The 16750-nt window shown below is 43.0% G+C and carries 9 protein-coding genes; 6 read left to right on the forward strand and 3 right to left on the reverse strand.

The window, feature by feature from the left end; translation table 11 throughout:
• Window positions 1–736: 736 nt before the first annotated feature.
• On the forward strand, window positions 737–4984 hold the full coding sequence (locus tag JMW61_RS02585) for an Rne/Rng family ribonuclease (RefSeq protein ID WP_201549217.1): 4248 nt from the start codon (window positions 737–739) through the stop codon (window positions 4982–4984).
• A gap of 256 nt (window positions 4985–5240) precedes the next feature.
• Here JMW61_RS02585 and JMW61_RS02590 read toward each other — a convergent pair whose 3' ends face one another.
• On the reverse strand, window positions 5241–6176 hold the full coding sequence (locus tag JMW61_RS02590) for a DUF808 domain-containing protein (RefSeq protein ID WP_201549219.1): 936 nt from the start codon (window positions 6174–6176) through the stop codon (window positions 5241–5243).
• Between the two features lie 499 nt (window positions 6177–6675).
• Here JMW61_RS02590 and JMW61_RS02595 point away from each other — a divergent pair, with 499 nt between their 5' ends.
• The 5 genes from JMW61_RS02595 (at window position 6676) to JMW61_RS02615 (ending at window position 12640) form a co-directional block, all read left to right on the forward strand.
• The gene (locus JMW61_RS02595) at window positions 6676–7530 is read left to right on the forward strand and encodes a DsbC family protein (protein ID WP_201549221.1); all 855 of its coding nucleotides are present in this window, start codon (window positions 6676–6678) and stop codon (window positions 7528–7530) included.
• 362 nt (window positions 7531–7892) lie between these two features.
• Window positions 7893–9251 carry a homoserine dehydrogenase gene (locus JMW61_RS02600; RefSeq protein WP_201549229.1) on the forward strand — a complete coding sequence of 453 codons (1359 nt, stop codon included), beginning with the start codon at window positions 7893–7895 and terminating at the stop codon, window positions 9249–9251.
• 107 nt (window positions 9252–9358) lie between these two features.
• Window positions 9359–10540 carry a thiolase family protein gene (locus tag JMW61_RS02605; protein WP_201549231.1) on the forward strand — a complete coding sequence of 394 codons (1182 nt, stop codon included), beginning with the start codon at window positions 9359–9361 and terminating at the stop codon, window positions 10538–10540.
• Window positions 10541–10963: 423 nt separating this feature from the next.
• On the forward strand, window positions 10964–11812 hold the full coding sequence (locus JMW61_RS02610) for a DUF2382 domain-containing protein (RefSeq protein WP_201549233.1): 849 nt from the start codon (window positions 10964–10966) through the stop codon (window positions 11810–11812).
• Window positions 11813–12049: 237 nt separating this feature from the next.
• Window positions 12050–12640, forward strand: coding sequence for a YsnF/AvaK domain-containing protein (locus tag JMW61_RS02615; protein ID WP_227687339.1), 591 nt, complete (start codon window positions 12050–12052; stop codon window positions 12638–12640).
• 213 nt (window positions 12641–12853) lie between these two features.
• Here the strand turns inward: JMW61_RS02615 and JMW61_RS02620 are convergent, their stop codons facing one another.
• Together JMW61_RS02620 and secA are read right to left on the reverse strand one after the other, a co-directional pair.
• Window positions 12854–13123 (reverse strand): hypothetical protein, encoded by a 270-nt coding sequence (locus tag JMW61_RS02620; RefSeq protein ID WP_201549235.1) that lies wholly within the window; start codon window positions 13121–13123, stop codon window positions 12854–12856.
• A gap of 422 nt (window positions 13124–13545) precedes the next feature.
• Window positions 13546–16353 (reverse strand): preprotein translocase subunit SecA, encoded by a 2808-nt coding sequence (gene secA, locus JMW61_RS02625; protein WP_201549243.1) that lies wholly within the window; start codon window positions 16351–16353, stop codon window positions 13546–13548.
• Between the last annotated feature and the right edge of the window lie 397 nt (window positions 16354–16750).

Below are 16750 nucleotides of genomic sequence, written 5' to 3' on the forward strand. Positions count from 1 at the left end.
TCCTTTATGCGAGCGTAGCTGAGCAAGTATGGGTGATTTAGCATTAGGATCGAAAAGTATATCGATAGCTGCCTAAGTATTGGTGGTCAAACAGATGACGATAACAATGTAAATACAGCACCACGCCGATAGCCTGGTCATTTATTCTGTTTGCCAAGTACGCCCCGCTAATAACCAAAGCCGCGATGCCTAACCTTAAAACACCCAAGATATTATTGACGTTATACTAGAAAGAACGATAAATAAAGAATGACCAATTGCTTTACCTAGAGAGATAATTGCTGAATAACTATTTTATATAATAGTACTCATAACAGCGATATTATTGCTAGACTTTGATGGATTGACTGCAGCAGCGATATATCTTTTCAATATTTTTAAGCCAGTAACTGACCGTCGATTGCTCTTACAAAGCGTGCTGACATCACTACCAACAGAACTTACTGATAATGAAAATTTAATAGTATGCTGATGCATGAACATTTAAACCAAGCCTATCAATAATAAGATATGAATAGATAGCCTTACACCCTATACGATTTATATTTACGTTAGCACTGCTCACCTGCTTTAGGTAAAAATAAGCCATTAAAAAAGCCCAAGCGCTTTATTAAATACATCATTTACGTTCTACCGTTGACTAACGTCTACCAATGCTAATAACACATTAGCCATACTTGCCATCACGCCCTAAAGCCCGTCTCGTCGTTGTTATGCGTACTCATAGGATACAAATATGAAACGCATTTTGATCAACGCTACTCAAAACGAAGAAATTCGTGTCGCCTTATGTAAAGGCAATCATCTGTACGATTTCGACTTAGAAAACCGTACCCGTGAACAAAAAAAATCTAACATCTATAAAGGTCATGTGACCCGTGTCGAGCCGTCTCTAGAAGCCGTGTTCGTTGAATATGGTTCACAGCGTCAAGGGTTTTTACCGATTCGTGAAATCTCTGCTGAATATCTAAGCGGTAACCCACGTGACGAAAATATCAAAAAACTGATCAAAGAAGGCGATGAATTAATCGTCCAAGTTGAAAAAGAAGAGCGCGGTAATAAAGGCGCTGCCCTGTCGACTTACGTCTCATTAGCAGGTCGCTATTTGGTATTGATGCCGAACAACCCTCGCGGCGGTGGTATCTCACGTCAAATCTCAGGCAAACTTCGTGAAGACATGAAGCGTATGCTTAGCAATCTTGATTTGCCAAAAGGTATGAGTGTCATCATCCGTACTGCTGGTATTGGTAAAACTCAAGAAGACTTGCAACACGATTTGAACCACCTTCTTAATATCTGGCAGGCCATCCAAGAACAAAACCAAAAATATCCTTCGCCGCGCTTGGTTCACCAAGAAGCGGGCGTTGTCACACGTGCCGTTCGTGATTATTTACGTGATGACATCGCTGAAATTTGGATCGATAACGAAAACGCTTACATTGAAGCGGCAGGATTTATCGATGCAGTGATGCCAAAACAAGCTGAAAAATTGCGTAAATATACCGATTATGAGCCGATGTTTTCGCGCTTTAATATCGAAAAACAAATCGAAACCGCTTATCAGCGTGAAGTGCGTTTGCCTTCAGGTGGCTCAATCGTTATTGACCAAACGGAAGCACTGGTCTCTATCGATATCAACTCAGCAAAATCTACCAAAGGTTCAGATGTCGCTGAGACTGCCTACCACACTAACTTAGAAGCCGCTGATGAGATTGCTCGTCAGCTACGTTTGCGTGATATGGGTGGTTTGATTGTCATTGATTTCATTGACATGAATGACAATAAGCATCAAAAAGAAGTGGAAAAACGTCTGATTGATGCCACCAAATATGACCGTGCGCGCGTACAATTCGGTGATATTTCTAAATTTGGTCTCATGGAAATGAGCCGTCAGCGTCTACGTCCCTCACTAGAAGAATCAACTGGCTATATCTGCCCACGTTGCCACGGTAACGGCATGATTCGTGACTTGCGTTCATTGTCTCTATCTATCATGCGTCAAATTGAGCAAATTGCTCTTAAAGAGCGTCAAGGTGAAGTACAAGCAGAAGTCCCAACAGACATCGCAGCATTCTTGTTAAATGAAAAACGTGACAGCTTAGTCTATCTTGAGCAAGACAGTGGTACGCGTATTACCATTTTGCCGCATGCGCATTTAGAGTCACCAAACTTCAAACTGCACTTCAATCGTGATGGTTTTGCTCCATCAAGCTATGAGCGTATTACGGATACCGCCCAAGAACATAGCGATTTGGGCTATGAAGTTGACTGGCAAACCGCTGAAAAAGAGCGTCCAGAACAACAGCCTACTCGTCAGCCACGTCAAGCAGTAGACAATAAGTCTACTAGTAATAAGCCAAACAGTACCGTTGAGCATAGCAACGATCATCGCAACAATAAAAGTGCCACGAACGTTTCATCTGCGCGTGCACCGCAAGCTAGCAAAAGCCAAAGTGTTGCAGCACCTGTCGCTCCAGTAGCGGCTCAAGCACCAGCTCCTGCACATGTTGAGACGGCTGCACAGCCACAAGCCGTAGCATGGTTGTCAAATCTATTTGCTCAAGCGCCACAAGCATCGACAACCCCTAGCGTGAGCAGTCGTGATGCAGCGGAAGCTATTGAAGCGCTCGTAAATACTGGTGCACAAAGCTTAGGCTCATTTGGACAGACTGATAACAGTGCGTTGACTACTGCAGCTAACCCTGTGCAAGCAACTCAGCAGCACAGTAATCAGAAGAACGAGGCACAACAGTCAAACAACGACACCAATCGTCAGCAGGATCGTCGTACCTCTGACAGCGACACCGATGATAGTAATAACGAAGATAGAAGAAGACGTAAACCGCGTAAATCTAGATCTTCTAAGCCACGTCAAAGAAAAGATCAAACGGATGAGACTAGCAATAATGTAAGTAGCGATGCTGATAGCAACACGTCAGAGAATGCCGCAAATAATGCTGATGACAAACAGTCGAGCAATCAGGACAAACGTCAGCATGACAATAGACGTACGAATGATCGCAATCGCAACAATCGTCAAGACAGCAATAATCAAAACAGTAACCGCAATGCAAACGCGCGCAACGCTACTGATGACAAAGAAAGTGAAGCATCAGAGGAGCAAGTTCGCACTAAACGTAAATCGCACACTCAACGCGGCTCACGTGGCAAGCTAGAGCGCGGTGAAACGCTAACAGCTGAAAATGTCAAACAACACAATCAGCAAGCGACGGCAAGCAATAACGGCGGTAGAAACCAAGCCAATACGCGCCGTAATCAGAACCCTAACGAAGTCGTGCTACAAGTCAACGAAGCACCTGCTGCGCTTAAGCCATCAGAAGTTGTGCATCTGTCGTTAGATGACAGTAAGTCAACACAGACCAAACCTCAACCTACTGAAAAGCAAAGCTCAGCAAATGACGTTGCGAAAGATGAAGTAGCCAAAGCGCCTAATACTCAACCGCAGACTAATAGCAGAAGCGCTGATAAAAAAAATGCTGATGTTAAGGTAACGGCTGAAAAAACGACGCACAATAATGCTGTAGAAGTTAGCGAAGCTAAAGTTGATAGCAGTGCTAAGGACAATAGCCATGATGTCCAAAATCACGTTGCGAAAGCTGCTGCTAACACCGATGTCAAAAAACCTGTCGTAGATGAGCAGTCAGTATCCAAAAGTGATAAAGACAGCGTATCTGACACTGTGAAGCCAGTAGTTACTGAAGCAGATAGCACGCCAGTAGTAGATAAGTTTCAGCAAGCGAATACGACTGATGAAGCTACTACTAATAAAGCTGCTATTGATGAAACTACTAAGAGCAGTAGTGAGGGTGACAATGCTAAGAGTGCTGCGAGCGCTCAGACTACTAGCCCTAGCGTAGAGGCTAGTAATAGTAGTAGCAATGATAATGACAGTGTCAAGAGCAACTCAGCACTTGAGCTGACACATGAAGCATTATTTGCGACACGCTACGTGACTGCTGAGAAGTTTGGTCAAGCCAGCAACGATCCACGTGTTGTGCTTAGTCAGCAGGCACAAGTGACGCCAAAGCCTCAAGTCAACGAGCAAGCAGCTGTAAGCGTGCCAGCGATTCGCGGTACGGTTGGTGAGTTTATTCGTGCGACGTTGCCAGAAGCGCAGACTCGCTTAGCAGCAGATGGCGTGATCAACTGCTTTATCGAGACAGTTGCGTTGCACATGGCGCAAGCACAAAACTATGATAACAGTACAACTGTAAGTGCTATCGATAGTAACGAGCTTGCAACTCAGAGCTTTAATTTTAGCAACTACGGCTATCAGCCATTAGCAGCGGACTATCTAGCACGCTTCGAAACGATGACCCAAGCGGTCAGTCAGTTTGCGGCCACGCAAGGTAAAACCGACGTTGAACCTCGTGCTATCGGCAAACGTGCTAGCAATGATCCACGCGGTCAGCATCCTGATTATCAGGAGCCAGCAGTGTTAAGTTTACCGACTGAACAAGCGGCTGATACTAGTACCGAGCAAATGGTCTCTGAAAAAGCGGAGAACGAAGTAGATGCTCATAATGTAGAGGCCAATGCGCTAGCCAGTCAGGCTCAAACGGACGACGTCAGTGCTGGTAGCGAACAGCTGCTAGAGGCAGATCAAGCCTTATCAGAATCTACCAACCAGCCAGCTGAAGAAAACACGGCTGTTGAAAACGTAGATTCTGAAGAGACTAGTGTCACAAGTGATGAAGCGACGGCTGACACTGCTATCGAACCAGCACCTGAGTCTAAAGTAGAAGAGCCTACTAAAGAAGAAATTCAGGCGGCAAAGTCAAAAACCACGATAGCCAGTTATAAAAACATGATCGAAAATGTGGCTGAGCAACTATTACCTCAGACAGGCATGTTCAACTTAACCACACCTAAAGTCCCAAAGGCTCGCACTCGTAAGCCTAAGACCGATCATAAGAAGCCAACGCAAGCAGAACAGCTGGATAGTGATAACTCAGACAGTTAATAGTCATTAGTTACTCTAGACGTAAAAAGCCCCGCATATTATATGCGGGGCTTTTTATTGCCTGCTAATTAGGACGTGTCCCCAATTTGAACAGTAAACGTGAAATGGGCTAAAAATGGCTAAATCTTTGCCAAACTGTGTCAAGTAGCTTGCTGATATCTCGATATTATCTGTACTATCTTCCTTGTTTGGCTGCCATTTATCTCATTTTTAGCACCATTTTCAAAATGAGGACACGCCCTAGTATCTATAAATTTTAATGAGCAGTAGACTCTTTACCACCGCGCACGTTATTGATGGCAGTGATGATAAATAAAACAATGGCACCAACCACGAATCCAAGAATGCCATGCAACAACATAGTGACCAAACCTTCTAGTACCCCTACCTGATGCACAATACCTTCTAAAAAGTGCTCTAAAGGTGCAATACCATGGGCGATAATACCACCACCCACTAAGAACATAGCTATCGTGCCAGCAATCGATAAAAACTTCATCAGCTTTGGCGCAGCAGACAGCATAAACTGACCAAGCTTGCGAGTACCATCGCTAGCATCTGGCTTTTCAATCAGATGTAGACCGGCATCATCAATTTTCACAATACCAGCAACCAGACCATAAATGCCGATGGTCACAACAATAGCAACGATAGAAAGCACAATCCCCTTTTCTAAGATACCTGCTCCTGCTGCAGTTATGGCGCCTAAAGATATAACTAAGATTTCGGCTGACAAAATAAAGTCGGTACGAATAGCTCCTTTAATTTTCTCTTTTTCAAACGCGACCATATCGACATTATCATCGGCATTTGCCGCACGTCGTGCTTCATGGACTTCATCATGTGGTAATAGCTTTGGCCAAAACTTATGAATGACTTTTTCAGCCCCTTCATAGCTCAGGTATAGACCACCTATCATGAGCAAAGGGGTGATTAACCAAGGAATGAAGTAGCTGATGAGTAGTGCAGCTGGTACTAAGATAAGCTTATTGACGAACGAGCCTTTGGCCACTGCCCAGATAACAGGCAGTTCACGGCTTGGTCTAACGCCAGTTACTTGCTCAGCGTTGAGTGCTAAATCATCCCCAACCAAACCGGCTGTTTTTTTAGCAGCTACCTTGGTCATGACAGCTACGTCATCCATCAATAGGCTCATGTCATCAAGTAAGAGTAATAAACTGGCGCCTGCCATGTGTGTTCCTTATTATGAATTTTTTGAAGTAAATAACTATAAGCATATTATTATATAGAGTCTGATAAAAATAATGTTAAATACTGCTATGGTTAATCTTATATAAGCCAGATATGGTTTTAGGGTCGCTCAGCCTAATATTTACGATGCTTTTACTCGCCTTCCTTGTATCTGAACTACCTTAAACCACCTATATTAATAGCCTAGCGATACAAGCATAGATATTAAATAGTACAAATGTATCTTAGTTTTTGAGTCTACCTTTATCAATAGCACTATAATCATAGTCGATATAGACCAATAGCCTGTGGCTGTTATTTACCATAAATATGTTAATATAGACGACATTACCACTTACCTTACATGACCGATACTTTCCTAAATCTCCTTAATATTCAAAATCTTAAGGGGATTTTCATGCACTATCATATATGTAATTTCATCTTCTTCTTTCTCAAAAAAAATTTATGACTAGGCTCGATGCCGACAGGACACCCATATGCCACTTCCCTTTGTAAAAAACACCTTGGCCCGTAAGCGCTTTCCTCAAAGTAACTTGTCACGTTTTATGATGAGCGCATTGCTTGTTGTTGTGGCCGCAGGTTGTTCAAACAATGCAGCGGATGCAACCAGCAATACCAGTGTGGTCAATAATACAAAGACCAACGTCAGCGCTACTGAAACATCAACGGGTAACGATGCTACCGTGGTAGATGCGTTGCAAGCGAATTTGAAAGCGTCTGGTATCGAAGAGAAAATTGTTTCAGCAGTACCAACCGATATGGACGGGATTTATTGGGTAACAGCAGAAGGACTACCTCCCTTCTTCACTGACAAGGTTGGCAAACACATCATCCAAGGGCAAATCATCGCAGTGGGTCAAGAAGCTCCTGTAGACATCAGTGCTGCCTTGGTTGCTACTACAGCGCAAGACGCATTAAAAGCAGTCGATAAAAAAGACATGGTTATCTATCCAGCAAAAGGCGCAACGAAGGCTATCATTTATGCCTTTACCGATGCCGACTGTGGTTATTGCCGTAAATTGCATTCAGAGATAGATGACATCAATGCGCGCGGTGTCGAAGTGCGTTATTTAGCATGGCCACGCAGCCAAGAGTCCATACCAAAGATGGAAGCGATTTGGTGTAGTGAAGATCGTCACGCCGCCATGAATCAGGCAAAAATAGGTGCCAATATTCAAGCGCCTAGCTGTGTCAATCCTGTGCAAGAGCATATGGCGCTTGGTACCAAACTTGGTGTACGTGGTACTCCAGCTATCTTTACTGAAGCAGGACAACAAATTGGCGGCTATTTACCTGCAGCACAATTGGCTGAAGCAGCTGGCGCTAACTAAAATTTATCAGATGATTTAATGATTTGTGACACTTATCGTTGGTTCGAGATAATTCAGATATAGGCAAGGCGAGTGAAAGTACTGCACATAGTAGATGGAACAAACCTAACCACATGTCTGACTTATCTAGAATAGACACTATGACGATGGCGACATTGTGTAGACGTCACAACTGCTTGTCGGTATGATACGATAAAGCGCTATGAAAAATCTGCAGCATACTTTTATTTGAGCATTTTTTATTCAACTATAATGGCGCCGTGATAATACGACTACTGTCAAAATTCGCTGAATACTATTCGCAAATTTGACTCGTAATGGCTTTATACTCGGTTCATTATATTTAACCTCTTGAGGATACTGTGAGCAATTCCATCAAACTAGCGATACTTGGTCTGGGCACCGTCGGAACGGGCGTGATCAATCTAATTAATGACAACTTAGATGAGCTAAAACGCCGTAGCGGACGCAATATTATTATTACCGAAGTCGGTACGCGCCGTCAGCGTGATGATATTGATCCCGATATTATTCAAAACAGTGACTTGATGGCAATTGCTGCGAGCGAAAACGTCGATATCGTGATCGAAGTTATCGGTGGTACGACCTTAGCTAAAGACGTCATCATGCACGCTATTAAAAACGGCAAGCATGTGGTCACTGCTAATAAAGCGCTGTTGGCTGAGCATGGTAATGAGATTTTTGCTTTTGCTGAAACAAATAATGTGCACGTTGCCTATGAAGCAGCCGTGGCAGGTGGTATTCCCATCATCAAAGTGATGCGTGAAGCGCTCGCTGCCAACAAAATCGATTGGCTTGCAGGTATCATCAACGGTACTGGCAACTTTATCATGACCGAAATGCGTGACAAAGGTCGCCCCTTTGCAGACGTACTGAACGAAGCGCAAGAGCTAGGTTATGCTGAAGCAGATCCAACTTTTGATGTGGAAGGGATTGATGCGGCACACAAGTTAGCACTACTCGCCTCTATTGCCTTCGGTATCCCATTACAGTTTGATAAAGTCTACTGTGAAGGCATCACTGGCATTACCTTACAAGATGTGAACTATGCGGAAGAGCTTGGTTACCGTATCAAGCATTTAGGATTTGCCGTACGTCGTGATGGCCAAGGCGACAATAATGCCGCTGGCATTGAGCTACGTGTACACCCAACGCTTATCCCGCAAGATGCGTTACTGGCCAACGTCAACGGCGTAAAAAATGCCGTATTGGTAAACTCTCACCCACTTGGGCAGACGCTCTATTGTGGTGATGGTGCTGGTGCTGGCGCGACGGCTTCTGCAGTCATGGCTGATGTCATGGATCTGGTTCGCGTATTGGGTAGTACAGATAACGACGACCAAAATAGCAATAATGAAAACAACCATGGTCATCATGTCCCGCATTTGGCCTTTATACCTGAGCAGCTATCAGATACAGCAATATTACGCGCCGAGCAGATGACCACAGGTTATTACTTGCGTGTACATGCTAATGATAATCCAGGTGTACTCGCGGATATCACACGCATTTTAAGTGATGCTGGTATCAATATTGATGCGATTTTACAAAAGCCTGCGCATAAAGTGGGTCAAGTACCCGTGATTATCTTGACGCTACCTGTGGTCGAGAGTCAAATGAATCTAGCAATTGAAAAAATTGAGAAGCTAGATACTATTACCGATAAAGTAGTACGCATTCGCTTAGATGAGCTAGCGTAAGCAAGTTCAAAACCTGCTAGATTATCAGCGTTTGATCATTAGCAAATGTTTGATTTTACTCAACGTAAGATACTCTCATTTAAAATACGTAAAAAGGAATAATAAAAATGTCAAATGATGCAATTGTAATTCTAAACGGCGCACGTACACCAATGGGCGGCTTCCAAGGCGCGTTGCAAAACATGAGCGCAACGGACCTTGGCGCTGCTGCTATCAAAGCTGCAGTTGAGCGCTCAGGTGTGAGTGTTGAGAATATTGATGAAGTTATCATGGGCTGTATCTTAACAGCAGGTTTGGGACAAGGCCCTGCACGTCAAGCCATGCGTAAAGCTGGTCTGTCTGATGCTACTGGTGCTGTCACTATTAATAAGCTATGCGGCTCAGGCCTAAAAGCAGTCATGCAAGCACATGACGGTATCAAAGCAGGTAGCTTTAATGTTGCCGTTGCTGGTGGTATGGAGTCTATGACCAATGCACCTTACCTCATGCCAGGGACGCGTGGCGGCTATCGTATGGGGCACAAAGAGGTCAAAGATCATATGTTCTTAGATGGTCTAGAAGATGCTGAGACTGGTAAGCTCATGGGCAACTTTGCTCAAGAAATGGCAAATGAAAAAGGCTATACACGCGAGCAAATGGATGAATTTGCTATTGAATCGCTGAATCGTGCGCTAACCGCTATCAAAGAGGGTCACTTCGTAGACGAGATCGAAGCCGTTACTTTTAAAACCCGTAAAGGTGAGCAAACCGTTGATACTGATGAGCAACCAGCACTTGCCAATGCTGATCGTATCCCAACCTTACGTCCTGCCTTTGCAAAAGACGGTACTATTACTGCCGCAAACGCCAGCTCAATATCTGATGGTGCTGCTGCCGTTGTCGTCATGAAAGAGTCTCAAGCGAAAGCTGAAGGTCTAGATTACCAAGCGCGTATCATTGCGACCGCTTCTAACTCTCGTCATCCTAGCGAATTCACAATTGCCCCAATCGGTGCGATTGAAAAAGTATTGGCTAGCGCTGGCTGGTCAGTGGCAGATGTCGATCTATGGGAAATCAACGAAGCCTTTGCAATGGTGACCATGGCTACTATGGACGAGCTAAAAATTGAACATGCTAAGGTCAACGTCGAAGGTGGTGCTTGTGCACTGGGTCATCCAGTAGGCTGCTCTGGCGCTCGTATCTTAGTCACGCTTATTAACTCTCTAAAGCGTACTGGTGGCAAAAAAGGCGTTGCTACTCTATGTATTGGTGGCGGTGAAGCCGTTGCTGTTGCAATAGAACTTGCCTAGTATTTAAAACTACCTGAAATTTGAGCATGTTAATGACTTAGCAGGTTCAAACTAGGTTGATAACTTTAAATATTTACTAATTTTCTTAATATTCAAAAACCGCAGCGCTTATTACTCTGCGGTTTTTTTGTGTCTATCAATTCTCAACACGCATAGAACATTGCTCTCTGTAAAGTCACGTTAACTTATACCCCTAGCTATGTTATGCCACTTACAGCCTATTACACGCAATTACTTCAAGTGCACACTTTGCTACCTTGCTCATATATCTCATCAAAAATCATGATGTTAGGATTGTTTCAAGTCAACGTAGAAGCATTTCCTAATGACTTAGTACACGTTTTATTATAAAAATAACTTTTCAAAAATATGATATTTCTAAAATAACTATCAGTAATTAACTCATAAAAAAGGAATACAACAATGAGCCAACTAATTCGTTTAAAAGACATCCAAGCAACTCACCATGACCTTATCGGTGACGACTATTATGATCCAACAGGCAAAACTGCCTATGGTGTCAATGAAGAAAAAATCGGTAAAATTGAAGGCGCACTAGTAGAAGACACGACTGGTCGCATCCGTTACTTAATCGTCGATGCAGGCGGTTGGTTCAGCTCAAAAGAAGTGCTAGTACCAGCAGGTTTGGCTCGTATTGTTGGAGATGACGTGTTCTTCGATAGCTTAACGCAAGCACAAGTTGAAGCGATGGAAGTATATGATCATGACTATCAATATAGCTATAAAGACCAGTATCAAAAAGATCGTCAGGCATTTGTCGCTGATACCGTCCCTGTTGCAGAACGTATGGAAATTGAAGACCATGCCTATGACGCACCAAATACGCTAGAGCTACTAGAAGAACGTTTAACCGTCAATAAAGACCGTATCGTTGCAGGCTTAGTGAAAGTTGGTAAGCATATCGTGACTGAGGAGCGTAACGTAGATGTAGAGCTAGAAGAAGAACATGCCAATATTCAACGTACCAATGTGGATCGTCCAACAGATCGCCGTATCGGTGAAGTAAATGGCAATGAGACCGTAGAAGTTGAGCTACAGGCTGAACGTGCTCGCGTTGGTAAAGAGACTTATGTCACTGAAGAAGTCAATGTTGGTAAGACAACTGAACGCCATACCGAAACTATCGTTGAGACCATTCAGCGCGAAGAGTTAGATGTTGACCAAGACGGTAACGTAGTCGACCGTGAAGGTAACATCATAGACCGTGATGGCATCACTGCAGAAGATGTACGCCGTGCTCGTGGTATGTAATATGCCAAGCCATCGTATCTTTGCTCGGCTCCCGCCAAAAGTGTCTTTAAAGCAAAATATGATAGTAATAAGCAACTAAAGATATTTACTTAATAAATTAAGATCAGAGCATGTCTCTGGTCTTTTTTTGCTAATGAGTCTGACAAAATTAATGATAACGTTAAATCAACCAAACTTCTTAATATTAACGCTCCATTAGCTGTATAACTATAAATACTGCCCACTTATAAGGAAATTATGATGACGATTAATAACAATAATAAATTTCACAAAGATAGTATCTATGAAGAGCAAGCCACACTATCTAATCAAGAACGTGATATCAAAAATATCGGCAATGGCAATACGGATGGCTACTTAGAACTATTAGAAGAACGTCCTGTCATCAACAAGGAACGCCTAGATGTAGGCAAAGTAATTGTCACCAAACATGCGCGCACTAAAACCATTGACGTACCTATTGAGCTCGTAGAAGAGTACATTACTATTCGCACTGAGTACCATGACGCGGCCAGTCAGGATCTGTTATCTGGTGATTATGATAGGCAGGATATACTGCGTCACGTTGAACCATCACTTGATAGTAAAGCCGTCGTCACTGTAAACGGTAAGCAAATTGAAATTGGTGATGAACCTATCGAAATAGTCTTATCTCGCCAAGTAGCCACTATTACCAAAGATACGTATGTTATCCAAGAAGTCGATATCAGCAAGACCACACATAAGCATACCGATACCATTCAAGTAGAGCTGAAGCATGAAGAGTTAGATGTGACGGAAGAAGGGTTTTTAGATCATGAGTCTGAATCTGGTACTACAAATAAATAATGTCTGACCAATTTCCCAAAAATTAGAGATAAAAAAAGCAACGATAACGTTGCTTTTTTTGACGGCTATCATTGATTCACTTTATACAAGATGATGTATTTCTGGGATACATTTATTAAAACCTTTAGCGAGCTTTATACACAGCAATTGAGGAAAACTTATACCAACAGCGTATCATGACACTCATGATTGTCTTATTTTGCACTACTATATCTAGTTAACGTCGCTATCGCTATCTTCATCTACCGAAATAACAGTACCCTCTTCGACTTCATCTATAGACGTATCTGATGTATCGATAATTATATTATTAGGTTCAGCAGGTTCGGCAGACATCGGCACTGTTTCTTCAGTATCAGCACCATGCGCCATGTCTACGTCTGTCTCTGACTTTTGCTGACAGGCACTGATAGATAGAACACCCGCAAGCAGTGCGGTAACCACTACTGATCCACGTAACCGTTTTAATAACTCCACACTCATAACACACTCCCAAATAAACATGTTAAACACTATAGCCTTTCAATAAATTCACGCCTATGCCGAATTTGTAAGCAATCAATACAGCATAACTGAGAATTTTAACAGAGTCAGCTTTACTATCGAAAAATTATAGAATGATACTAGGGCATATCCTCAATTCAAACGATGATCATCTAACTGGGCTAAATCTTGCCAAACAGCGTCAAATAGTTGGTCAATATCTCGATATTATCTACACTATTTTTCTCGTTTAACGGCGATTTATCACACTTTTATTTCCATTTCTGAAATGAGGACACACCCTAGCGACTACGAAAAAGCCCCTATCCGCTTCAGATAGGGGCCTTTCATAATACGCGACTAATACATCACTACTGATGCTCAAATACACAGTTTCAATATATATTTATGGATAATCGAAACTAGATTTTACCATGACATTGTTTGTACTTGAGGCCTGAACCACAAGGACAAAGTGCGTTACGACTGATATTCGAGCCAGCATATGGATTTGGTTCACCATCAACATTGCCCGCTATAGCACCACTTACACCAGCTGCTGCAACGCTGCCGCCTAGAGCAGTGCTTTGTGCTTGCGCCTGACCAGCGGCTCTATTTTCGTTACTATTTCCATTACTATCTAGGTTATCAACACCATCATGCTCGAACTGCATTTGCATGTGAGCGGCATTTTCACGTTGCTGAATCTCTAATGCTTCTAACTCTTCTTTGGTTGGAATATGGACACGTGATAAATCTTGTACGGTCTCAGACTTAATAGCACCAAGCATCATCTGAAATAACTCAAACGATTCACGCTTATATTCTTGCTCAGGGTTTTTCTGTGCATAACCACGTAGATGAATACCTTTACGGAGCTGATCCATCTGGGTTAAATGCTCTTTCCAGTGCTTATCTAAGCTCTGGAGCATAAAGTGGCGCTCAAGCTGAGCTGCATCTTGCTCACCCATTTGATCACGGCGACCATGATAACGCTCTAATGCTGTTTGGACGATTTTTTCACGCAGCCCTTCTTCATCTAGGCGGCGATCTTCATCAAGCCAATCATTAATCGGCATCGAGATTTTGAACTCGTCTTCAAGCTCATCTTCAAGACCGTCGACATTCCATTGGTCATCGATAGATCCCGGTGGAATAAACTGGTTTATCATCGCGTTATAGACTTCACGATGCATCACTTCAAGAGCGTCGAGCAAGTCCATCTCTGCCAATAAATCATCACGTTGACTATAGATAACTTTACGCTGCTCATTGGCAACATCATCATATTTCAGCAAGTTTTTACGGGCATCAAAATCGCGGCTTTCTACTTTGCCTTGCGCGTTCTCAATCGATTTAGAAACCATTTTATGTTCGATGGCTTCATCTTCTTTGAGGCCCATCGCACGCATCATATTGACCACGCGATCGCCTGCGAAGATACGCATGAGATCATCTTCTAACGATAAGAAAAAGCGCGACATACCAGGATCGCCTTGACGACCAGCACGGCCACGTAGCTGATTATCAATACGGCGTGATTCATGACGTTCAGAACCAATGATATGCAAACCACCCGCGGCTACCACTTGGTCATGCTTAATTTGCCACTGGGCTTTTAAGCGCTGCATTTCTTCAGGACTGACAGAATCAATATCTTCAATAAATGACTGCCAGTTACCACCAAGGATAATATCGGTACCACGACCTGCCATGTTGGTCGCGATAGTGACAGATTTTGGGCTACCTGCCTGTGCGATAATTTCGGCTTCACGCTCATGCTGCTTGGCATTCAAGACGTTATGCTTGACGTTTTCTTGATCCAATAAATAAGACAACTCTTCACTGGCTTCAATCGTCGCCGTACCAACCAATACTGGCGCGCCTTTGGCTTGAATTTCTTTAATTTCGCGAATAATGCCTTTGTATTTGCCTAACTTGGTTAAGAAAATCTGGTCATCCATATCAATACGAGCAATCGGCTCATGCGTTGGAATGACGATGACATCTAAGTCATACGTAGACTTAAATTCTGCGGCTTCAGTATCAGCAGTACCAGTCATACCGGATAGCTTTTCATAAAGACGGAAGTAGTTCTGGAATGTGGTGGTCGCAAGCGTTTGGTTTTCTGCTTGAATTTCAGCATTTTCTTTGGCTTCTACTGCTTGATGCAGACCTTCTGACCAACGACGACCAGGCATCGTTCGACCGGTATTTTCATCAACGATGACCACTTCGCCTTCATCAACGATGTAATGAACGTTTTTGACAAACACATGATGGGCACGAATAGCTGCTTGTACGTGAGCCAATAGTGGCAAACGACTTGGGCTATATAAGCTTTCATTTTCGCCAAGCTCACCGACTTCTATTAAGAAACGCTCGATTTTTTCATAGCCTTTTTCGCTAATTTCAATCTGACGGTTCTTTTCATCAATCCAGAAATCTTCTTCTTCGTTATTCTTATTGGCTTCTTCATCTTTTGAACGAATAAGTACCGGAATAATCGTATTAATCAGCGCATACATACGCGATGAATCTTCGGCTTGGCCTGAAATAATCAACGGCGTACGTGCTTCATCAATTAAGATAGAGTCAATTTCATCAATAATACAGAAGTTTAGCGCGCGCTGTTTTTTCTCTTCTAACTTAAAAACCATGTTATCGCGTAGATAATCAAAACCGTATTCGTTATTGGTACCATAAGTAATATCGGCTTGGTAAGCAGCGATTTTTTCTTGTGGCGGCTGCTGCGAATAAATAACGCCAACTGTCATACCCAAAAATCCGAACAACGGACGGTTCAATTCAGCATCACGCGCAGCCAAGTAATCATTGACCGTGACCAGATGCACGCCTTTACCACTGATAGCATTTAGATACATAGCCAAGGTACCCATCAAGGTTTTACCCTCACCGGTCTTCATCTCAGCGATTTTGCCTTCGTGCAAGGTGATACCACCGATCAGCTGCACATCGTAGTGGCGCATACCATTGACACGTAGGGATGCTTCGCGGCAGACGGCAAAAGCTTCTGGCAATAATGCATCTAAGCTTTCACCATTTTGATGACGTGCTTTAAACTCTGCGGTTTTTTGCTGTAACTGCTCATCAGACAGGGCTTGTATTTCGGCCTCTCGTGCGTTGATTTTGCTGACCACTTTACGCATGCGTTTCAATTCACGCTCGTTTTTAGTGCCAACGACACTGCCTATAATCTTTGATAACATAATTTTTTGACCTATGGAAATATTCGATAATTAGTGCGCATTAGCCAACGCTTAGCTCGCTGCCTTGTCATTATCCGGCTAACTATAGTTAAAAAAGTCTAAAACAGCTACAAGGCAGCCGACTGCAGATAGTACAAGTCGTACATCTAAGGAGGGTAACGCCGTAGCTATTTAGTAGTTCTCTGACTATACCACTCAATGAAGTATCGCCTAATGAAGTATTGCCCAATTAAGTGTGACGCCATTATATATGGTTATGGTGCTGATGGATACAAGGGCAACGAGTGGATATTTGCCAACATAAAAGTGCAGTAGGACGTGTTAAAATAATGCTTGTACACTCAAATCTGTTAGATTTTCCACGGTGTGATTCGCTCGTTATGAACCATTATTAATG

This window comes from Psychrobacter fjordensis (assembly GCF_904845995.1).
In the GTDB taxonomy this organism is placed as follows: Bacteria; Pseudomonadota; Gammaproteobacteria; order Pseudomonadales; family Moraxellaceae; genus Psychrobacter; species Psychrobacter fjordensis.